Source organism: Youngiibacter multivorans (assembly GCF_017873395.1).
GTDB classification, from domain to species: Bacteria; Bacillota; Clostridia; order Clostridiales; family Clostridiaceae; genus Youngiibacter; species Youngiibacter multivorans.
In genome coordinates this window covers 67,140-87,508 of record NZ_JAGGKC010000017.1, presented here as the reverse complement: position 1 = coordinate 87,508, position 20,369 = coordinate 67,140, and the positions used below count along the sequence as shown (strand labels likewise).

The window sequence follows — 20,369 nt, the reverse complement described above, 5'->3', positions numbered from 1 at the left end:
TCGTCATCTGCATACTTGTCAAGTCCTGTGAAGGTATGTGCCCATGTCGGCGATACCAGGTCATAGGTCGCTACTGGTGTTGCTCCTCCATCACGATATACATAAGCTGGTATTATTGGAGCTGTTGGTATTGGTCCGCCTGTCCAGTTCTTCAGTACTGACAGCGATGTTGTCTCATTGTTGGTATTTGTGAATACCAAAACGCCCGCATCGTTCATTATCGGTCCTGACAGTACCCATCCATCCGGTACATCATCCTCGTCAAGCTCTACAGTATAGGTATATGGTACACCTGTACTCGGATTTGCTTTGTCCAAATTATTGAAGCTTGCTGTCCAGTTTGGTGAAACTAACTCAGCTGTCATGATCGGAATACCGTTTTGATATAATGTAGCAGTGATCGAGGCAGCTGTCGGTATCGGTCCTCCTGTCCAAACCTTCTGTATAGGAATGTTAATTATCTCTACATTTGTTACTGTAAATCCTGTTGATGCATTTCCCTCAATTGGAAGTGTCCTGTATCCAATAATAGGATTTTCGGAGATCGTATATACAATCTTAATCAACTGGTTGCCAACCTTATGATAAATAGGGACATTGTAGAATGATCCACACCACGGTGTGCTATCACTCTCAGGTAATGTCAGCGTAAGGCCTGTCGGTACGCCATCAGCTAGAAGGTTTATAGTTACAGAACTACCCGGGGTTCCTCTCCAGATTTTGCATACATCGATTGACCTATATTCATGGAAAGGTGCGCCAATAGGCAGTGTCTTCAATCCAGAATCCTCTGCATCGATATACGAATGCAGATTGCTTCCTGACCTAAAGCCTGATCCATAATCAATATAGTCTGTAAGTGTTGGGAATGAAAAGTTTTGTGAATCAGTCTCGCTTAAATGTGCCTCCCAATACATCGACCAACTTCCTAGTGTTTCAAGTTCACCCAGGAAAGGAGTTAATGTGTTTGGTATCAATTGGTATCTTATTGTCTTGGCTTCACTTGATATCGTAGTAGTGTCCACAACAGGTCCTGATATAGTGAAGGTATCCGGTCCCGGTTCATACAAGTGAGGTATCAAGTCAATAGGCGTATCACCTGTAATCGGATGCCCATTAATGTCCTTAATGAAGTCATTCGGATCCGGAGTTGCAAGATTAGGTGTGCTTTCAGACGGTCCTATGAAAAAGTAACCATCAGGAAAACCTACTGTTCCTACAACACCATCAAATCCATAGTAGCCTTTGTCATCAAGATAGTCGTGGAAGATGTAAATTCCGTCACTAGGATTATACTCGTAACTTTTTGCTGTAATACGATGAGGAACAACATCTCCTTCATAGTATCCCGCAGTACCACCGGTAGTCCATTTTGCCTGAGGTGATAAAGTGAATGCTTCTGGTGTCCATTGTGTTGCGGCATAGGCTGTTTCAGATTTTGCAGACAATGCAAAAACGAATGTAAATGCGAATAGGGATGATACTAAAACCATAATCCATTTTCGCCAGTAATGGTGCGACTTGTTCCTGTTCATTTCCTTTCCCTTCCTTTCCTCTTTCGAACAGGCATGTATCCCTCGTCGCAATATCATTCTTTATGTATCTTCTCAGATATTCAGCATTTGAATATCAAAGTTGAATATCTGCTATCAAGTTGCAGTATGCAACTATTTCAAAAAAGTTATTTTAAGACACACTAAAATGATATTTGTCCACTAGAGCAGTAATGAGTACAAATACCACGGTTTACTATTAGTAAGCTACGCACTTAACTTAAGTTTGTCCAAATCGAAAATTCATTCATCAGTATTCTTACTTGAGCAGATTGCAGTGCCCAGTTACAATCAATCGAAAAATCCTCCAAAATCCATTGAATAGTGACGTTTTACAGGAAATCCAATAAACTCGCGAATTATCTTAAAGTATGCTTCAAGATCAATCACCTTCCTGAAGTTACTCAAAAAACAGTATTAAAATGTACTCAAACTATCCGAATGAATTAATTGATATTAATTATCCATGCGCTAAATTCTAACGAATAATATAATACAATTAAAATAATCACTGAGCATATTTTGAAATATTCTAATCATGAAAAGTCCCTATATTGTAGGTCTTCATAGCTATTTATGCTATAGATACTATAATAAGCGACTTTGTACTTCTTCAATCTAATTATAACCCTATCCAGTGGCCATTCAACAAGCCAGCGAATTGTTCCTAATACTTTAACTAATTGCTTAAATTATTTATATTCATCTTATTTTATACTCAATAACGACTTGAACTATAATCAAATTAAATATTTATGCCAAATTTCGATTTATATGCATATTTACCCTTTGCTTTATCTCTTGTTTTTGTATTTCCAATTCTATAGACTTTACTTTAGTAGAATTACTTCTTACAAACGGAGGATTAATATTGAAAATATATATAGATGCAGATGGATGCCCTGTTGCAAAGCTAACGGTTGAAATTGCAAAGAAATATGGAGTTGGAGCCGTAATCGTAAAGAACTATGCTCATGAAATCACGGATGATTACGCCCAGATAGTAACTGTTGATATCTCAAGCGACTCTGCTGACCTGGCAATAGCCAACATGATAAGTAAGGGAGATATCCTGGTTACCCAGGACTACGGTCTTGCAGCAATGGCAATGACCAGAGGAGCAAATTGCATCAACCAGAACGGTCTCGTCATGGATGGTCGAAATATCGACAGTCTGTTGGACAAGCGGCATGTGAACAGGAAAATGAGGAAAGACAAGAAGATTTATACGAAGATTCCAAAACGAACGTCCGCCGATGATGAGAGCTTCAAGGCTTCACTCCTCAGGCTGATTGAAAGTCTGGTCAATCGATGATGATTACCTCAATTTGGAAACATCCTTCTATCCCAACTGCTATACTTGAAGAATAGTGTCATCGACAGGAGGTAAGCATGGTAAGATTCGGAATTATCGGAACCAGCATGATAACAGAACTGTTCATCTATGGAGCCCAAAAGGTTAGCGGCTTCAGGCTCAGCGCAATATACTCGAGGGACATTGATAGAGCAAAAGCCTTCGGCAGCAAATTCGGTGATGATATCCTCTACTTCAACGACCTTGAGGAATTCTCCTTATCATCAGAATTCGATGCTGTATACATCGCAAGTCCAAACTCACTACACGCGCCCCAGTCCATGCTTATGATTTCACATGGAAAGCATGTGCTATGCGAAAAGCCTGCCGTTTCGAACTCAAGGGAGCTTGAAGAAGTAATAGGACTTGCAAGGTCAAAGAACCTGCTATATATGGAGGCAATGAAATCTCTGACCATGCCGGCATACCTTAATCTTCAGGAGCTATTGCCGAGAATCGGGAAGGTTAGGAAATACATCGGCAACTACTGCCAGTATTCATCACGATATGACCGACACAAGAATGGTGAATATGTTAATACATTCAGGAAGGAATTCTCGAATGGTTCGCTTCTAGATATTGGTATATATTGCCTTTACCCCGCAGTCCATATGTTCGGAAAGCCGCTTAGAATATCTGCTAATGGTGTCATTCTTGAAGACGGAGGCGTCGACGGTACCGGGTCGATTCTAATGAAGTATGCAGAAATGGAAGCAGTTATAACTCATTCCAAGATAAGCAATTCAAAAATGCCTTCAGAAATTCAGGGTGAGCTTGGAAACATACTGATAGACAAGATAGGAAGTCCTGAGAAGATCACTTTAATCTTGAGGGACGGTACTGTTGAAGAGCATATTCCTGACCAAGTGAATCACAACATGATGTACGAGGCACAGGAGTTCATTTCACTTATTGAAGAAGGCACTTTTGAATCTGGCATCAACTCATATTCGCTGGCACTTGATGTCCATAATATACTGGATGAGGCAAGAAGCCAGATTGGCCTGACTTATCCTGCAGACATATAAATTCGCAATATAAAACGGCTGAAACCTAAAGGTCCAGCCGTTTTTCAGCCTGTCAATAAACAAGCGATGCTACTACCGATGCCACCATGGCTATCGCAATACCTATAGTAATGTACCTGATCAATTTACTTCTGTTTTTCATGTGCTCCTCCTTCAACTAGTCAATGATGTCAAGCTTAGGCCTTCGATAGTAAAGAAACTGTGTGGATTCTGCAGCAGGTGTAAATTTATTGCCATAGATATCCTTGTTGTTTCTCTTTACGGAGTTGTTGTAGGATATTACAATCCTACCCTCATCCAATCCATCAGCCTTATAGTTGATACCGCCGGCATGGATAAAGACCTTGTTGCCATCTATTTCCCCCATATATATCCCAATGTGGTTCACCCTGTTGCTTTCAGGCACCTCATAAAATCCTATGTCCCCGACCTTCAGCTCTGATTCCATTACCGGAGTTGATGCATCCCATATCCTTGTGGTTGCTGGCCCGGTTGATGTTGTCTGTGCAGAGAGGATCTTTCCGCTTAGATTATAATAAACCCAATCTACGAAGCCTGCAGCATCCATAGGATTAACCGGTATTCCCTTTACAACCTCTGAATATCCAAACTTGTAAGGGTGGTTTATAAGTAACTGAGCCATTTTTGCAATGTCATCCCTCTTTACCGAAGTTCCTACCGGCTCAAAATATGTATTTGTCCCTGAATATGTAACGCTATTTTCAAAGATGACTTCGAAATAACCCTTCCTGTCCAGCTGATAAATGCTGAAGATAACAACGAGCATAATTAAAAAGCCCATCCAGAGCCTTCTTTTTCTCTTGTTCCTTTTTCTTATCTCACGGGCTCGCTTTACCCTGTTGTTGTCATGAAATTTAAGTCTGTCTTCCATTTTTCACCTGATTCGCCTAAAGGCTTGTTATTATTCCAACTAACATTATCTCAAAAATATTTGAACTTTGCCTTAAGAAATGTTAAAACTCCTGGAATAAATTCCAGGAGCCAAAAATTTCTATTTATCAGCATCTGTTGCATCCCTTCGGGAACCTTTTCTGAATATCAGAATGGCAGACACTGTAAGTATCAGCATAATCAGAATAGCGGATAAAAGAGCTTGGATATCAGTGTTTCCAGCAGGGACAATAGTAGCCTTGGCAGACTCCTTGCCGTATGCCAAAATATTCGGATAGACTATTGAAAATATAACAATAAGCAAAGCAGCGAACTTCCGCATTTCGTTCCCCCATTTCATCACTAAACCTATTATACGTCGTGATAAAATGAAGTCTGTAAACTATCTTTGAAGTTATTGCCAATAATTCAAGAATTTAGTCACAAATTAACGTTTTTTAGCATTCAATGTCACTATTTCCCGACTAATCTTCTGCCTTGCTTCAAAAACGTACTGACTGAAACGTTATTCTCAATCACGTGGTCCGCAAAATACCTGTTTCTATATTCATTTTTATCCATCAATGTACTTATCCTGGCCCGGATGCTCTCTTTGGAGTCGCCTCTTTCCTTCATCCTTTCCCTGAGTCTTCTGGCACTGCTGGAAATATAGATTACAGAAACAAGATCGCCGAATATCCTTCTGAATGCTTTCGCTCCATTTATGTCAGTTACAGCGAAGACATCTCCACTTCTCAGTTTCTCCTCCACCTCTTTCCTTGAAACGCCGTATCTGTTTCCAGAGTATATCGACTCCTCAATTTTATCGATAAGGTTGAACTCTTCCTCAGTCACAAAGTGATATGAAATTCCATCTACCTCACCCGGTCTCATTTGGCGTGTGGTATGCGACACGAGCTCGTTCATGCCAAGTGACCTGAAGTAGTCGCCAAGTGTGGTCTTCCCGGTCCCTGACGGACCGATAATCACATAGATCATAGTGTAGTGTAACCCACAAGAGCCAGTTCCTTCTCTCTTGTCCTAAGACCTTTTATGACTTCCATGATGAGTATATCCTTTTCCAGGCCAAGCTCAGCTGCTCCGATGTCAATAAGCTCTCTATCCACACCTCTTGCAAAGCCCTTTGATTTCAGTTTCTTGTTTACAGAAGAAACCTCAAGGTCATCATAGCTCCTTGATGGTCTCATCAATGCACATGCAGTAACAAAGCTTGAAAGCTCATCAACCGCAAAAAGGGCTTTTGCCATTAGAGTATCCCTCGGTCCTTCGGTAGCATGTCCCAGTATTGCAGAAGTGATCTCTTCAGGAACCCCCGCTTCCCTGAGTATTGGAGTCCCAGAATATGGATGGGTTTCCGGAAACTTCTCATAGTCGATATCATGCAGGAGTCCGGCAAGACCGAATTCTTCAATATCCTCACCATAATACCTTGCCATCTGTCGCATTGAAGACTCAACAGAGAGCGAGTGCTTCAACACAACATCTCCCTCGACGTATTTCCTTAAAAGCCCGAATGCCTCTGACCTATCCATATTGACTTCCTCCCTTGTCATTTCTTTCCACATAGCAATGTATTCTATCCACAGCTTCTATCATATATTGTGCATAAAAGCTGTCACTATAGACTAATTTAACAGATTTTTCCAAAAAAAGTAACATAGGAAGCGATATATTCCCGCTTGGCAGTGTAATTTGATATAATTATTGCATAGTAATCGTTAGGAGTTGATTTTCTTTGGAAGCTGGCACGTGGCAGTTAGTCCTCATAGTCGTTCTGATATTTATCTCAGCATTTCTTTCCGCCTCCGAGACCGCCCTGCTTTCTCTCAGCAAGATAAGACTCAGGCACATGGTCGAGGAAGAAGTAAAGGGTGCATATCTGGTTCAAGGCCTTCTTGATGATTCATCAAAGGTCGTAATAACCATTCTTATCGGAGACAACATATCAAACGTGGCAGCAACGGCGCTAGGTGCCAAGCTTGCCATTGAACGATACGGTTACGGGGCTCTTCCTGTTTCGATTGCCATAATGGCTGTTTTTATAATCATTTTCGGTGAGATGATACCAAAAACTCTGGCATCACAACATTCGGAACCTGTTTCGCTTTTTGTGGCACGACCGATTAACGCCATAAAGATACTTCTCGCTCCAATAGTATTCCTCTTTCAGAAGGCATCTTCCCTTCTTATTCTCGTACTCGGAGGGAACCCAAAGAAAACCGGCCCCGCAATCACTGAAGAAGACCTTAAGACTCTGGTTGACGTCGGAAGTGAGGAGGGAGTTCTCGAGGTAGGAGAAAAGGAGATGCTCTTCAACGTATTTGAGTTCGGTGATCTTCAGGTTAAGGATGTCATGGTCCAGAGGGTAGATATTGTAGCTCTCGATGTCAGAAGCACATATCAGGAAGTCCTTGAAGTCATAATGAATGAACAATTTTCAAGAATACCGGTATACAAGGAAGATATAGATGACATCATCGGTGTCCTTAACGTCAAGGACCTGCTTTTTCTGAGTGATAAACAGAAATCTGATTTCAATCTCGAGGACAATGTGAGGGAAGTGTACTTTACATACGAATTCAAGAAGATTATCGACCTTTTCAAGGAGCTAAAGAAGGAACGCAATCATATGGCCGTTGTGCTTGATGAGTACGGCGGTACTGTCGGAATCGCAACAATTGAGGACCTGCTTGAGGAAATCGTAGGTGAGATCGGCGATGAATATGACGACGAGGAAACACAGGATATAGAAGTCATAAAAGAGGATGAATATATCGTTACAGGATCATTCCGTCTCGATGAACTTAATGAAGAAATCGGGACTACCATTGAATCTGAGGAATTTGATTCAGTCGGGGGATATCTAATCGGTGTTCTTGGAACATTCCCGGAAAATGGGCAGGAAATCGAATCAGAAGGTATTCGCTTCATTGTTGAGGAAGTAGACAAGAACAGGATTAAAAAAGTCAGGATATTCACTTAAGCCAGTTAACATGGTTTTCCGATAGGAGGAAAAATGGAAGCGGACCAATACGACAACTTTTATATGGAGGCCAGAAGGGAAGCTCTTCTGGCCCTTTCCAAGGATGAGGTACCTGTAGGCTGTGTAGTGGTGAAGGATGGAAAAATCATAGGACGAGGCCACAACATGACAGAAACCGCGGCAGATCCCTCAGCACATGCTGAAGTCATAGCGATCAGGGAAGCTGCTAAGGCAATCGGCACCTGGAGACTCACAGGCACAACGCTTTACGTCACTCTGGAGCCATGCCTCATGTGTGCAAGCCTAATCAAGAAATCAAGGATTGGGAAGGTAGTCATTGGAGCCATAGAGCCTGAAGAAGGCGCATTCGGTAGTGTAGCGAGCATAAGCCTTTTACCCCCTAGAGGCAGACAAATTGAAGTCATATGGCTAAAGGATGAATTTTCCAGTGACCTCATGACTTCTTATTTCAGGAGGCTCAGGAGCAGACGATGATAAGAATATATGATAGAAAAAAAGGCGATTATGATACAGAGGTCGTTGTAGGAGGCAAATACATAGAATGGCTTTACGGTACCATGTCAGGAAAATGGGTGCTTGAAGCTTTAGTCAAACGCAAAATGTTCTCTTCACTATATGGCAGACTAATGGATCTTCCTGCATCAAAGAAGATGATACCTTCCTTTATCAAGGACAACTCACTGGATATAAATGGGTCAGTAAAGGATCTGAAGGATTTTGAATCCTTCAATGATTTCTTCACACGAAGCCTATTGCCTGAAAGCAGGCCGATTCCTAATGATTCATCTGCGCTTATGAGCCCAGTTGACGGCAGATTGCTTGCCTATGAGAATATCGATATCGATAATCTCGTACAGGTCAAGGGCATGACGTATACTCTGGGAGGTCTTATTGGGAACGGGAATATAAAGGACAGGTATATCCATGGAACAATGCTCGTGTTTCGGCTTTGCCCACTTGATTATCACAGGTTCCACTTCGTGGATTCGGGGATATGCTCAAAACCCCGCCTCATTAGGGGTGGTTATTATTCTGTAAATCCTGTATCTTTAGCCAGAATTCCAAATGTATATCTTGAAAACAAGAGGATGTACTCTCTCATGAGAAGCGACAACTTCTCAGATATACTAATTATTGAAGTAGGTGCAACAAATGTAGGCTCGATAGTACAAACCTATACACCTTCCAGGCGTTTCGAGCGCGGGGCAGAAAAAGGCTACTTCAAATTCGGAGGATCCACTGTACTGCTGTTTTTCAAAAATGGTGCAGTAAAAATTGATCAGGATATCCTGGATGAGACCGCAAAGGGAATTGAATCAAAAGTCCTTATGGGAGAAACCATAGGAAGAAGAGCCAGGCAGGATTAAACTGCCTGGCTCTTATAAAACTACTCAAATATGCATGTCAACAAACTTTAGAATATCTCCATATACCTCTACCCTGTTAGTTTCATTTAGAATCTCATGCCTGGCCCCTTTGTACAGCCTGACAAAGAGCTTCCTGCTGCCAGTCGTCTTTTCAAGAAGCTTCGCAAGAGCTATTGGTCCATTACCCATATTTCCTACCGGATCCTCAGTACCACTAGCTATAAGTATGGGCAGGTCTTTGTGTATCCTCGACAGCTCTTCCTTGCTATAAAGCTTAAGAAGGTTTGAAAGCATGGATCCATAGAATCCATTTGACATCACAATCCCGCAGAATGGATCCTCAACATATTTGTCTACCTGCTCGGAATCCCTTGATATCCAATCAAATTCCGTTCGTTTATCCTTTATTTTTCCACCGAACTTTCCAAACATCATATTATTAATTATATCGCCTCTTGAGTCTCTGCCCTTAGATGAAATCAAAGCCTGAGATATGGCTACTCCCGCCATGATGCTGCCCCTGCCTCCCGGTCCGTTATTTCCGGATAGAATCAATGCATCAATAGTCTCAGGAAAAGCCTCGGCATATCTTATTGACAGGAAAGACCCCATGGAATGGCCAAACTGTACCACCTTCAGATTCTCATGTTCATTTCTTGCCTTATGGTTTAAGAGTCTCATGTCCTTTACTATCTCAAGGAAAGTATCCTGAGTGCCATCTGTTCCGAGATTATCACCTGCAGTTAGTCCATGTGCCCTGTGGTCCTGAGAATAAACTGCATAACCCTTTGCATTCAAGAAATCAGAAAAATGACCATATCTCCCTCCGTGCTCGGATATTCCATGGCTGATAAGTAATATCCCCTTACTCTTTCCATCTGGAATCCACTTGTGAACATAAACCTTTTTCCCGTCCTCAGCGACCATATGATCCAATGAATACATTATTTCTTACCTATCCTTTCCTTGCCCTTTTCACTTAGCGCCCATGACCTTGTCATGCTCTTTATTTTATCCGCCTGCCTGATTCTTAAAGCTGACCAGTCCTCATCAATGGATACCTGAGTGACCCCTTCGAATCCATATGCGCCGAAAGGCTGCAGCACATTATCTCTTGAAAGCTCAGTCTTGTATTTCCTGGAGGATTTCTTAGGATAGCAAATCCAAAGCACGCCATCTTCTTCTATGGTACCTGAAATCTCTTCTGCATTTTTAAGGACTTCGTTCAGGCTTAATACGAACAGCATTATAAAAGGATATTTTTCACTCTTCTTTTCGAAATCGATTATTAATCCCGATTCAGCCAAAAGACTATCAGCCTCTTTTTTGAGACCATCAGGAGGATTTACGATTAGCAGTTCTTTTTGCGTGGTAAGCCTCAGCTTTCTAAATAACTCCGACATGACAATTACTCCTTTACCAAATATTCTTGGTGCAGCACAATTAATCCCTATTCACTCATAATTATATTATAATTGAATATGGAAAGGCGCTTTATGAACACTATTTTACAAGGAGGGGATACATCATGTATGGACTCGCACTTGGAGGCGGAGGGGCACGCGGAGCCTATGAAGCCGGAGTTCTCAAAGCCATAGATGAAATGAACATAGAAGTCGGTGCCATTACCGGAACCTCCATAGGCGCGATCAATGCCGCCGGATATCTCTCATCAGGCATCAATACCGTTGAAGAGGTCTGGAGACTTATGGATAAGCACTCAATAATAGACTTTAATTCTGTAAGCATTCTGGAATCCCTGAAGAATGGTGGTTTCGATTATGAAAAGCCATTCTCTCTGATCAGAAGTTATCTGGATGAAGAGAACATTAGAAAAAATCCAATTGATTTCGGCATAGTAACTGTCAATCTGACAGAACGTGATCCTGTTGTTGTATTCAAAGAAGACATACCTGATGGCAAAATCATCGACTATGTGCTCGCTAGCGCCAGTCATCCTGTCCTTAAAAGGTTTGAAATAGACGGCGATAAATACATGGATGGAGGTCTATACGACAATCTTCCATTAGATCCTCTGATCAGAAAAGGATATAGGGATATTATAGTCGTTGACCTGTACGCAAAGAAAAGGCTTCGAAACCCTATCAGCACATCAAAGATAGTAGACATTGCCTCAAACGAGGAACTTGGCTCTATCCTCATACCTGATCCAGAACATATCGACAGAAATATGAGACTGGGTTACCTTGACACCCTCAGGGCGTTCGGCAAGGTATTCGGCCACAGGTATTACTTTAGGAATACCGTTCCTACCGGATTGCTGTCCCTTCCAACCGCAGCAGAAATCCGTCGGTTTGAGAATCTTTCAGCGCCCCTGCTTGCTGAAAGGGTATTTGAGCCATACAAGGAAAGTTATGGACACAGATTCTCGATAACACTTGCTTCACTGGAGGTATTATCAGAAATACTTGAAATTACCAATCTTGCTATTTTCGAAGAGCCTGCCGACCTTCTAAAAATGGCACTGGACAGGCTGACAGATATTACTGCTGACCCCAAAAAAGCACATTGGAAGCAGCGCATATTAGTAAGAGATCTTACCGACAGGCAGCTCCTCATGCTTTCATTGTCCAACCCAAAGCTTGTTGTCGGCAATCTGCTCATAAAGGCAATCAAGGAAAGGACTGCTGAAGTCTAACCTTGATGCCGTGATAAATACGCAAGATACAAGCTCTGCGTCCAAATCCATTCAAAATCCGGCCCATTGATATTGTCGGTCTGCTGTGTTAATATTATTGAGTTGAATAATATAGGCACTTGTAGTTAAACGGATATAACACTCGGCTACGAACCGGGCATTGGGGGTTCGATTCCCTCCAGGTGCACCAGACAAATCAATCCGAACCGCTTCCATCTGGAAATGGTTCGGATTTTTATTTTCATTGGTTTAAAGCTATTACATAATTTTCATATAAAGCGAGAGACTGTAGCCTATCGCTGCAGTCCCTCGCTTTGCTTTATATCAATTGTCAGGATTTGGCTATTTTTCTTCTTTTTTCCTCATAAGAACTACTCCGCCAGCCATTGCTATCATTCCAACCGCATACAGCAGTTCGCTTGGAATACCGCCAGTCTGTGGCAGTGATCCTTCTTCCTCGTCATCCGCAGGATCTACTTCCTCAAGCTCTTCAATCTTCTCATTTTCAGCGACTATGTCGAATGTTTCTCCATCCGCATTTACAGTTACGCTATATGTCATATCCGTTTTATTATATCCTTCAGGAGCTTTGCTCTCCCTGACTATATATTTGCCAAACGGCAGTATGACATTCAAGGTTCCACTTGTTCCAGTTGTTCCGGTGAATACAACTCCACCTTCTTCATCCTCAATCGTAAATTCAGCACCTGACAATACTTTTGTTGATCCAGCTTCTATCTTCTTGATTGATACAGTGCTTGTAATCAAGCTGTTCTTGATCTCAAGTTCTATTGTTTCACCATCTACTTCAATTTCAACTGCCTTAGCAACATCTGTAAGCACATAACCTTCAGGAGCCTTTGTTTCCTTCAGAGTGTATGTTCCATACGGAACTCCTTCTATCAGCGCTTCTCCATTTTCATCGGTGGTAACCGGTTTTCCAAACTGTTCACTTCCCAAGAACAGAACGAATTCCGCACCCTCCAGAAGCTCTCCGTCGTCTCCGATTTTACTGATTAGGATGTTACCTTTTATCACTTTGTTAACCACATCAAGTGAAATAACCTCGCCATCTTCGTCAATGACAACTTTTTCTACTGCTGCACTTCTTATAAAGCCCGTTGGAGCCTTTTCCTCTTCAAGCTCATATACACCTTCAGGAATATTCCTGAATTCTATAGCATCTGAACTTGATGATGCGACATTTCTGAACTTAACTGCTCCATCCTGTTTTAAGACAAATATCGCGCCTGCAATAGGATTCTGTTTTTCATCCAGCTTATGAACCACTATAGTCCCGGCAATTCTTCTGTTATGAACCTGAATTTCAACAGTTTCCCCTTCAGTTGTTACTGATGCCTGAATAGACTCTTGGCTCGCAACATATCCTATTGGGGCTGCAGTTTCATATATCTGATAATCTCCGTAAAGGACATTCTCAAACTCAGCCTTTCCATAGTTATCTGTAGTAACAGTTGCAATAAGTTTCTCGCCCTGCCTTAATTCAAACCTAGCTCCGCTCAACAGAACATTGCTTTCGCCATACTTGGTTATTGCAATATTGCCTCTGATCCTTGTGTTCTTAACTATACCGTCAACAGGGATCACTGACTTATTGTTTTCTGTGATTGAGATTTCTATAATCCTTTCAACCGTATTATAGCCTTCCGGTGCCTCAAGCTCCTTGATTAGGTATGAGCCATACTCCACTCCGGTAAAGTTTACAAGTCCATCACTGTTGCTTCTGGACGTGCTCAGAACATTCACCAATAACTCATCACTGCTCTTGAATAGACCGAACAAAGCTCCCTCAAGAGGCCTATCACTCTCATCAACCTTCTTTAACTGTATGTTGCCCTTGATTGATGTATTAGTAATTGTATATCCATTCACTGATGTGATGAATCCTGCAGGTGTTGCTTCACCAACAGTGTATTCAAATTCATTTCCATCCAAATCTGCACCTGGAATATTCTTGAAGCTAAAGCTCCAATCACCATTCGAATCCGGATAAACATCCTGTTCAGTAAATTTTTCACCATCCTGATAAAGTATGACTGTTATCTTCTCTGGTTTCTGTAAATTGCCTTCCCAAAGCTTGCTTCCAGATATTTCTATCTTTGGCACAATGTACATATTTGTTATGGTCAACTTATCGTCCGAATAGGTCGCTTCATAATTTTCAGGAACTGTTACTTCCTTGGCAGTATATACATAGTTTTTACCTTCGGTATCCGTTACATCCACAGTCCAGGTGTTTGATGTCTTTCCGTCAGCAAACTCCACCGGAGCGCCATATTCTACTCCATCCTGATATAGCTGCACTTCGATAGTCGGCTTTATTTCAGGACCATTCTCCCAAACCTTTCTGACAGTTATGTCTTGTTTTGGTGAAGTGTAGCTATTTGTTATCGTGAGCTTATCTTCTGATAGGGTCTTTGTGTAGTTCTCAGGTACATCAAGTTCATCTATCGTATATTCATAGGCATTTCCAGACTCATCTGTACCTGGAAGGTTATACCATGTATGGCTTGTCTTTGTTGAACTGAATATGACCGGATCTCCAATCTCTTCTCCATCCTGATATAGCTGTATCTCGACGTCAGGCTTGGTTCCACCCTCCCATATCTTGGTTCCAGTAACTGAAATTACTGGAACTATATACTTATTTGTTATAGTTAGCTCATCATCTGAATAAGTAACCTCATAGTTGTCAGGAACCTCTACTTCCTTCGCAGTATACTCATATTCTTTCCCATCGCTGTCAGTAACATCCACAGTCCAGGTGTGTGATGTCTTTCCGTTGGAAAAATCCACTGGAGCACCATATTCTACCCCGTTCTGATATAGCTGCACTTGTATTGTTGGTTTAGTTAAAGGACCATTTTCCCATTCCTTCAACACTTTGATTTCCTGAACAGGGGATTTATATTCATTTGTTACAGTCAGCTTGTCTGCAGATAATGTACTGCTATAATTAACAGGTACGTTGGGCTCATCAATCGTATATGTATAGAATTTGCCATTCAAATCAGTCTCTGGAAGATCTGTCCATGTATGGCTTGTTTTCATTGCACTAAAAGTAACCTTGTCACCATAGGCCTCACCATCCTGGTACAGCTGTATCGCAACATCAGGCTTAGGTCCTCCTATCCATTTCTTATATCCAGTTACTGAAATCTTAGGAACAATAAAAGTATTAGTTACTGTCAATCCATCATTTGAATATGTTACATCGTAATTCTCAGGTACGCTTACCTCTTTTATGGAGTACTTATAGTCGTTCCCTCTTGAATCAGTCAAGTAAAGATCCTTCCAGGTATACTCAGTATTAGTTGATGTAAGTGTTACCGGTTCATAACCTACCATAAGCTCATTGTCTCTATATAACTGAACCTGGATATCAGGCTTTGGTCCGCCTCTCCAGACTTTATTACCAGTAACAGAAATTTTTGCTCTTGTATTCGTAATAGTCTTCAGCACATTAAGATCTTCAATAGATGGATTAATTCCAACTATAGGATAATTAAGCTCTACTATACCGTTATCTAAAACATAGCCATGTGGTGCCTCTGATTCCTGTACTGTAATTTTCGTATCCTTGTAAATCAGCATATCACTGAATACAATACCATCTGGACCAGATGTCTTGTATGAAACTACATTATTTGAATCAGTTACTTTAAAAGTAGCCCCTGCTAATGGCTTGCCATCATCCCCATACTTTACCAGGGTTCCAAGAGCTATAGGAATTATCTTGATTTCCTTAAAAAATATCGTAGCAGCAGTATCAGCAGTGGTAAATTTATTTGCAACAAGATTATACGTCTTCCCCTGCTGATCGAATGATGCCTCAACCTCATACTTAATACCAGTGGTATTTGAAAGGCTTACTGTATAAGTTCCATAAGGAGCGTTTTGCCATGTTTTATTAGTGCTTGATGCTGTGAAAGTTGCCCCTGAAGTATGTGTCAAGGTCAAGGTCAATGAACCGTACCCGCTTGTCTGCATAGCATCCAGCACGGCATCAAATTGTATATTGAGAACTCCCTTGGCATCTGCAAATGAAGTCTTAACCTGAGACGATCCAATAAATGTGAACGCCATAGCAAACGATAATACTAGCGCAGTAAATTTTCTAATTCTTCCCTTCATGTTCTCTCCTCCTGTAATTGAATTTTGTAGCAAAGCGCGATTCGACATATTTGAAAATATCGTTATATTCTAATCAATGTGTTTATTTAATGAAACTTAACTCTGTTCAATATGTTAATGTGTTCTTTCGTCATTTTATACTAATTATAGCTAAAATATTTTATACATACAATATATTATTTTATAATTAACCTCATTTACTATTACAATTCAACGACATTTCCATTTATTCGACACCATATGTACAAACATGAATTTCGACATCAATATTCGTATTTATTAATATATATGAATTCAAAGTATCCACAACCTATCGGAAAGCTTTATTTGTCGAAAGTTCATGCAACTGGCCTTTATTTTGAAAGCCCTTGATAGTCAAGGATATGCAAGCATATTAAGAGCTATGCTATGCATTTGCTTCACTTTACAATACTCACCATTTATGACAATTAAAAAAGAACCAACGTATAATACGAAGGTTCTTTGAATATTTATAGTTAATATGATTATATTTCAACAGGTTAAACGCATATTTAAAATCAAAGCTTCTTTCCAGTTCATAATAAATTTACATCTACTTAGCTGTAATTCTCTCCACTTCAACTGTCCTTATTCCAGAAACGTCAGTTGAGCTTAGAAGGAACACCGAATGCCTTGTAGCGATATCTGTTGTGCCTATGCCCGCTTCCTTCCTTTCTATAAGAAGGAATAGCACATCTCCCTGTCTTTTTGCTTTCTTTCCCGTTACCGTGTTTGATCCAGAACTCTCTACAGAAACTGCAACTCCAATCGCTCCAGTCCTGAAGTAATCCTCATCAATATTCTTAATAGATTCAAGATCATCCGGGTCCAGGAAAGCAGGGTTTTCCAGAATCGCATAATCAGTCAGGTATTTTTCGAAGCTCTTGATTTCAAGTATAAGCCTTGCTTCACCCTTCATGGGCTCGATATCAGAGGTCCTGTAATCTATTATCTTCGATACCTGAATATCACCATCAGGTATTGGTGTCACAGCTTTAGCTCCACAACCAGCCAGGATAAGCATACATGCGATAAACACTATTCCCTTCAATTAAATAGCCCTCCTGCTGATGTGATGTAATCAGAATTCATTTCCAGGTTCCGGTTCAGACTCTTCAGTAAGCACCGGCCCAAGGACATCAGAAAAGTCCTTGCGATGCTTCTCCAGCATTTTCTTAGCATATGGACAGGTAGCATTCAGCCTATAGCCCATACCTCTCGCATGTTCGACTGCAGCCACTATCAGGTGCTTTCCCGCCCCCGTGCCCCTCAGGTCAAGACTTACCTTGGTATGGTCTATGGTCATTATGCCGTCATCACCTACCATATAGGACATCCTCCCCACCCTTTCACCGTCTCCAGCTACAAGGATGAACCTGTTCAATTCCTTTTCATGATTCACTTTAAATTCCAACATTTACGCTCCTTCCGCTTCCGAAAGCATGTTCAGAAGCCTTTCAATATTGCTGATATCCATGTTTATCTCATCAGAGTTCATGACCGGCTGTCCGTCATGGTCTACCTCGCCATTGATCTCGATTTCTATCATAACATCCCTAAGCTCCTTCAGATTATCCAAAGAAAGTCTGAGGTACTTGGAGATTGCCATTATTTCGCTTAGTTCCAATTTCAAATTATCACATCCTCCCTTCTATAAAGTATAGCAGTTATATAAACTTACTTCTGTAGATTGGTTGTAAACAATTTATTACTTTGATCATATGTATCGCACCGAATGCTACTTTTTAAATTTTACTTAAAATAGGCCATGCCATGCCATTAAAAAAAATCCAAATCACTAATCAGCTGATATAATAGGGATTATTAAAATCAAAGGAGAATCAGCAATGGCCGGACTAAAGACAAGAGACCTGGTTTATTCATCACTCGGTGTTACGCTGCTCATCATATCATCCTACATATATGTTCCTCTTCCATTTACTCCCGTACCTGGTACGCTTCAGACTCTAGTTGTGATTCTTATAGCACTATCTTTCAAACCCAAGATTTCAAGGATGGCGATAGCTGTATTCCTTTTTCTTGGAAGCATAGGCTTTCCTGTATTTTCAGGAGGGAGAGGCGGTGCCGGTGCAATACTGGGGCCTACCGGAGGTTTCATCATGGGATTTGCAGTAGCCGTATTCCTCATCAGCTCTTTCAGAAGCAGAATCAACTCTTTCCCAAAAGCTGTAGTATATTCAGTGCTTTTGGGAAATGTACCAATATACCTTCTTGGCGCTTCATACCTGGCAATAAGCAGAGGCTTGACCCTTACTCAGGCAGCTGCCGCAGGGGTACTTCCATTCATACTTCCGGACCTGTTCAAGACAGTTGCTGCCGCTGTGATTTGGTCAAGGCTTGATAAGACGGGCTTGCTTGCATATAAGCAGCAGTAAACAATTTCACTCATATTTGAGATCCAAATTGAACGCTCTCATGACTAAAGTCATGAGATTCTTGGGAACAGAGCGTACTTACCGGCTTATTTCTTTGCCGGCAGAGGTTTCTCTTGTTTACCAAGCTACCCCCGCAATTCCTGCGGTTCCTGTTTCCTTCTGTATTGCTAAGACCCCGGAGTCAGAGCTCTTATCCTGAGTCCCTCAGCCAGTATATTTCTTGCTGCATTGACGTCACGGTCATGGTGGGCATGACAAACAGGACAGGTCCACTCCCTTACATGGAGAGGCTTCTTCCCGTCCTTGTGGCCGCACTCTGAGCATATCTGACTTGACGGAAACCATCTGCTTATCCTGATGACTTCTTTTCCATACCAGGCAGCCTTGTACTGCAGTTTCGATACAAGGCTCGTCCATGATACATCAGAAATGCTTTTTGCCAGTTTATGATTGCGCATCATGCCCTTAACGTTAAGGTCCTCGATACAGATGATATCGTGGTTTTTGACTATCTCTGTATTGAGTTTGTTAAGATATTCTTTTCGCTGGTTTGCAACCTTTTCATAAAGTCTCGCTACCTTCCGTCTCTGCTTCTGATAGTTCCTGGCTTCAGACAGGGGAATTCCTCTTTTCTCCGCAGCAAGTGCACGCCTTGCAAGCTTTCGCTGCTCCCGTCTAAGCCTTTCTTCCATTTGCCTGGTAAAATGATTGTTGTCATTCCTGCTTCCGTCTGACATAACCGCAAAGTCAATGATTCCGAGGTCAATTCCGACAGATGAGTCAGTCTTTGGCAATTCACAGATCTCCTCTTCGCATAGGATCGATACGAAGAATTCCCCGCTCGATTTCCTTCGTACTGTGGCATTCAGTATACGGCCTTTCATCTCCCTACTGTCTGCAAACTTGACAAGGCCTAGCTTGGGCAGCTTCAGGAAATTACCGGAAACTGCGATGTTGTTGTTCGTATATTGTGTAGTGTAACTTTGCCTCGGGTTCTTCTTGCTCTTGAACTGTGGATGCTCGTTCTGTCCTTTGAAAAAGCGGGAGAAGGCGTCCGACAGGTTACGAAGCGAATTCTGGAGCGAGAACTTATCCACTTCACAAAGCCATACTGTTTCCGGGTCCCTCTTAAGCTTTGTCAGAAGTTTGGAGCATGCGTAATAAGTCAGACCTTTTCCGGTCTCCTCATATTCCTTGTTCCACAATTCAAGGAAATGATTGTATACGAACCTAGAGCAGCCGATCGTCCTGGCAATCAGCGTTTCCTGTTTTTTATCTGGATAGATACGGTATTCATAGGCTTTAAGCTGCAGCACTGCTCTCACCTCCACCATTGTCAAAGCTTGAACTGTCTCATTTCTTTTTCCGACTCTGTATGTACCTGCGGATTTGCTCCTTGGTGTTTTCACTGACTGTGGCAACAAAGCAGCTGGGATTCCACAGATGTCCGCCCCATCACCGTTTCTTCAGTTCAGGGTGCTTCTTGAACAATAACCTTGCTGATACTCATTTGAGTGCTTTCACGACATTTGGAATATAGTGCTGAGGTTTGCAGTCAATCAGCAGATACACATTATCATTATGCTTTCCCAAATCCAGAATATACATATTATCGTCATCAGAGATCAGATTTTACAAATCCTTCACATTTCCATTCGTCTGTCTGATTAGGATATCGTGCCGGTACTTTACGCAACAAACCAAAGGATACTGGATTGTTTAGACGTATCCGCGTCCATATATATTTCAGACATAAGAATACTTCAGAACCGTTTAACACTTGAATAATGCAAAACTTTAATTCAATGAACTTAATGGTATCTATTACTTGATATATGCTAATGTGCTAAGTACTGCGATTTCTTCACTTCGCTTGCTAACTCACGACTGAAGTCACGAGTTTGCGCAAGCTTTTTCATC

Annotated in this window: 19 protein-coding genes, 1 tRNA gene and 1 pseudogene; 8 read left to right on the top strand and 13 right to left on the bottom strand. The window is 41.4% G+C overall.

Going from position 1 to position 20,369, the window contains the following annotated elements:
- A partial coding sequence (locus tag J2Z34_RS10715; protein WP_209459858.1) for a Cna B-type domain-containing protein occupies positions 1-1,535 on the bottom strand: 1,535 nt, incomplete at its 3' end.
- Positions 1,536-2,424: 889 nt separating this feature from the next.
- On the opposite strand from J2Z34_RS10715, the gene J2Z34_RS10710 reads away from it, so the two are divergent.
- Both J2Z34_RS10710 and J2Z34_RS10705 read left to right on the top strand, forming a co-directional pair.
- Entirely contained in the window at positions 2,425-2,868 is a 444-nt protein-coding gene (locus J2Z34_RS10710; protein WP_209459857.1) for a YaiI/YqxD family protein, read from the top strand.
- Between the two features lie 77 nt (positions 2,869-2,945).
- The gene (locus J2Z34_RS10705) at positions 2,946-3,935 is read left to right on the top strand and encodes a Gfo/Idh/MocA family protein (RefSeq protein ID WP_209459856.1); all 990 of its coding nucleotides are present in this window, start codon (positions 2,946-2,948) and stop codon (positions 3,933-3,935) included.
- A 157-nt stretch (positions 3,936-4,092) separates the two neighbouring features.
- Here the strand turns inward: J2Z34_RS10705 and J2Z34_RS10700 are convergent, their stop codons facing one another.
- From J2Z34_RS10700 to J2Z34_RS10685, 4 genes are all read right to left on the bottom strand, one after another.
- The gene (locus J2Z34_RS10700; RefSeq protein WP_209459855.1) at positions 4,093-4,827 is read right to left on the bottom strand and encodes an NlpC/P60 family protein; all 735 of its coding nucleotides are present in this window, start codon (positions 4,825-4,827) and stop codon (positions 4,093-4,095) included.
- 120 nt (positions 4,828-4,947) lie between these two features.
- Positions 4,948-5,169, bottom strand: a complete 222-nt coding sequence (locus J2Z34_RS10695; protein ID WP_209459854.1) for a hypothetical protein — start codon at positions 5,167-5,169, stop codon at positions 4,948-4,950.
- A 131-nt stretch (positions 5,170-5,300) separates the two neighbouring features.
- Positions 5,301-5,825: a guanylate kinase gene (locus J2Z34_RS10690; protein ID WP_209459853.1), complete on the bottom strand. Its 525-nt coding sequence runs from the start codon at positions 5,823-5,825 to the stop codon at positions 5,301-5,303.
- Positions 5,822-6,379, bottom strand: coding sequence for an HD domain-containing protein (locus J2Z34_RS10685; RefSeq protein WP_209459852.1), 558 nt, complete (start codon positions 6,377-6,379; stop codon positions 5,822-5,824). Before J2Z34_RS10685 ends, J2Z34_RS10690 begins: the two co-directional genes overlap by 4 nt.
- Positions 6,380-6,582: 203 nt before the next feature.
- Between J2Z34_RS10685 and J2Z34_RS10680 the strand changes: the two genes are divergently transcribed.
- The 3 genes from J2Z34_RS10680 to J2Z34_RS10670 are packed head-to-tail and all read left to right on the top strand — an operon-like array spanning position 6,583 to position 9,218.
- Positions 6,583-7,830: a hemolysin family protein gene (locus tag J2Z34_RS10680; protein ID WP_209459851.1), complete on the top strand. Its 1,248-nt coding sequence runs from the start codon at positions 6,583-6,585 to the stop codon at positions 7,828-7,830.
- 33 nt (positions 7,831-7,863) lie between these two features.
- On the top strand, positions 7,864-8,325 hold the full coding sequence (locus tag J2Z34_RS10675; protein ID WP_209459850.1) for a nucleoside deaminase: 462 nt from the start codon (positions 7,864-7,866) through the stop codon (positions 8,323-8,325).
- Positions 8,322-9,218 carry a phosphatidylserine decarboxylase gene (locus tag J2Z34_RS10670; RefSeq protein ID WP_209459849.1) on the top strand — a complete coding sequence of 299 codons (897 nt, stop codon included), beginning with the start codon at positions 8,322-8,324 and terminating at the stop codon, positions 9,216-9,218. Before J2Z34_RS10675 ends, J2Z34_RS10670 begins: the two co-directional genes overlap by 4 nt.
- Before the next feature lie 24 nt (positions 9,219-9,242).
- Here J2Z34_RS10670 and J2Z34_RS10665 read toward each other — a convergent pair whose 3' ends face one another.
- Together J2Z34_RS10665 and J2Z34_RS10660 are read right to left on the bottom strand one after the other, a co-directional pair.
- A complete protein-coding gene (locus J2Z34_RS10665; protein ID WP_209459848.1) occupies positions 9,243-10,163 on the bottom strand; it encodes an alpha/beta fold hydrolase in 921 nt (306 codons plus the stop codon).
- Complete coding sequence (locus J2Z34_RS10660; protein WP_209459847.1) at positions 10,163-10,621, bottom strand: hypothetical protein; 459 nt, start codon at positions 10,619-10,621, stop codon at positions 10,163-10,165. The genes J2Z34_RS10665 and J2Z34_RS10660 overlap by 1 nt, the downstream gene beginning before the upstream one ends.
- Positions 10,622-10,746: 125 nt before the next feature.
- Between J2Z34_RS10660 and J2Z34_RS10655 the strand changes: the two genes are divergently transcribed.
- Together J2Z34_RS10655 and J2Z34_RS10650 are read left to right on the top strand one after the other, a co-directional pair.
- A complete protein-coding gene (locus J2Z34_RS10655; RefSeq protein WP_209459846.1) occupies positions 10,747-11,877 on the top strand; it encodes a patatin-like phospholipase family protein in 1,131 nt (376 codons plus the stop codon).
- A gap of 115 nt (positions 11,878-11,992) precedes the next feature.
- Positions 11,993-12,067, top strand: a tRNA-Arg gene (locus tag J2Z34_RS10650).
- 152 nt (positions 12,068-12,219) lie between these two features.
- Here J2Z34_RS10650 and J2Z34_RS10645 read toward each other — a convergent pair.
- From J2Z34_RS10645 to J2Z34_RS10630, 4 genes are all read right to left on the bottom strand, one after another.
- The gene (locus J2Z34_RS10645) at positions 12,220-16,032 is read right to left on the bottom strand and encodes a SpaA isopeptide-forming pilin-related protein (RefSeq protein WP_209459845.1); all 3,813 of its coding nucleotides are present in this window, start codon (positions 16,030-16,032) and stop codon (positions 12,220-12,222) included.
- Between the two features lie 574 nt (positions 16,033-16,606).
- The gene (locus J2Z34_RS10640) at positions 16,607-17,104 is read right to left on the bottom strand and encodes a hypothetical protein (RefSeq protein WP_209459844.1); all 498 of its coding nucleotides are present in this window, start codon (positions 17,102-17,104) and stop codon (positions 16,607-16,609) included.
- A 30-nt stretch (positions 17,105-17,134) separates the two neighbouring features.
- Complete coding sequence (locus J2Z34_RS10635) at positions 17,135-17,470, bottom strand: GNAT family N-acetyltransferase (protein WP_209459843.1); 336 nt, start codon at positions 17,468-17,470, stop codon at positions 17,135-17,137.
- Positions 17,471-17,680, bottom strand: a complete 210-nt coding sequence (locus tag J2Z34_RS10630) for a hypothetical protein (protein ID WP_209459842.1) — start codon at positions 17,678-17,680, stop codon at positions 17,471-17,473. It lies immediately after the preceding gene.
- A 220-nt stretch (positions 17,681-17,900) separates the two neighbouring features.
- Here J2Z34_RS10630 and J2Z34_RS10625 point away from each other — a divergent pair, with 220 nt between their 5' ends.
- The gene (locus tag J2Z34_RS10625) at positions 17,901-18,449 is read left to right on the top strand and encodes a biotin transporter BioY (RefSeq protein ID WP_209459841.1); all 549 of its coding nucleotides are present in this window, start codon (positions 17,901-17,903) and stop codon (positions 18,447-18,449) included.
- A 167-nt stretch (positions 18,450-18,616) separates the two neighbouring features.
- Here J2Z34_RS10625 and tnpB read toward each other — a convergent pair whose 3' ends face one another.
- Positions 18,617-19,858: an IS200/IS605 family element RNA-guided endonuclease TnpB gene (gene tnpB, locus J2Z34_RS10620; protein WP_342453156.1), complete on the bottom strand. Its 1,242-nt coding sequence runs from the start codon at positions 19,856-19,858 to the stop codon at positions 18,617-18,619.
- A pseudogene (gene tnpA, locus J2Z34_RS17955) lies at positions 19,803-20,021 on the bottom strand (IS200/IS605 family transposase); the annotation flags it as partial. The pseudogene tnpA and the gene tnpB, both read right to left, overlap by 56 nt.
- Between the last annotated feature and the right edge of the window lie 348 nt (positions 20,022-20,369).

Excerpts from the sequence above, each read along its gene's own strand:
- J2Z34_RS10705 (WP_209459856.1), top strand. The coding sequence starts at position 2,946 with ATGGTAAGATTCGGAATTATCGGAACCAGCATGATAACAGAACTGTTC.
- J2Z34_RS10700 (WP_209459855.1), bottom strand. The coding sequence starts at position 4,827 with ATGGAAGACAGACTTAAATTTCATGACAACAACAGGGTAAAGCGAGCC.
- J2Z34_RS10695 (WP_209459854.1), bottom strand. The coding sequence starts at position 5,169 with ATGCGGAAGTTCGCTGCTTTGCTTATTGTTATATTTTCAATAGTCTAT.
- J2Z34_RS10690 (WP_209459853.1), bottom strand. The coding sequence starts at position 5,825 with ATGATCTATGTGATTATCGGTCCGTCAGGGACCGGGAAGACCACACTT.
- J2Z34_RS10685 (WP_209459852.1), bottom strand. The coding sequence starts at position 6,379 with ATGGATAGGTCAGAGGCATTCGGGCTTTTAAGGAAATACGTCGAGGGA.
- J2Z34_RS10675 (WP_209459850.1), top strand. The coding sequence starts at position 7,864 with ATGGAAGCGGACCAATACGACAACTTTTATATGGAGGCCAGAAGGGAA.
- J2Z34_RS10670 (WP_209459849.1), top strand. The coding sequence starts at position 8,322 with ATGATAAGAATATATGATAGAAAAAAAGGCGATTATGATACAGAGGTC.
- J2Z34_RS10665 (WP_209459848.1), bottom strand. The coding sequence starts at position 10,163 with ATGTATTCATTGGATCATATGGTCGCTGAGGACGGGAAAAAGGTTTAT.
- J2Z34_RS10660 (WP_209459847.1), bottom strand. The coding sequence starts at position 10,621 with ATGTCGGAGTTATTTAGAAAGCTGAGGCTTACCACGCAAAAAGAACTG.
- J2Z34_RS10655 (WP_209459846.1), top strand. The coding sequence starts at position 10,747 with ATGTATGGACTCGCACTTGGAGGCGGAGGGGCACGCGGAGCCTATGAA.
- J2Z34_RS10645 (WP_209459845.1), bottom strand. The coding sequence starts at position 16,032 with ATGAAGGGAAGAATTAGAAAATTTACTGCGCTAGTATTATCGTTTGCT.
- J2Z34_RS10635 (WP_209459843.1), bottom strand. The coding sequence starts at position 17,470 with ATGTTGGAATTTAAAGTGAATCATGAAAAGGAATTGAACAGGTTCATC.
- J2Z34_RS10625 (WP_209459841.1), top strand. The coding sequence starts at position 17,901 with ATGGCCGGACTAAAGACAAGAGACCTGGTTTATTCATCACTCGGTGTT.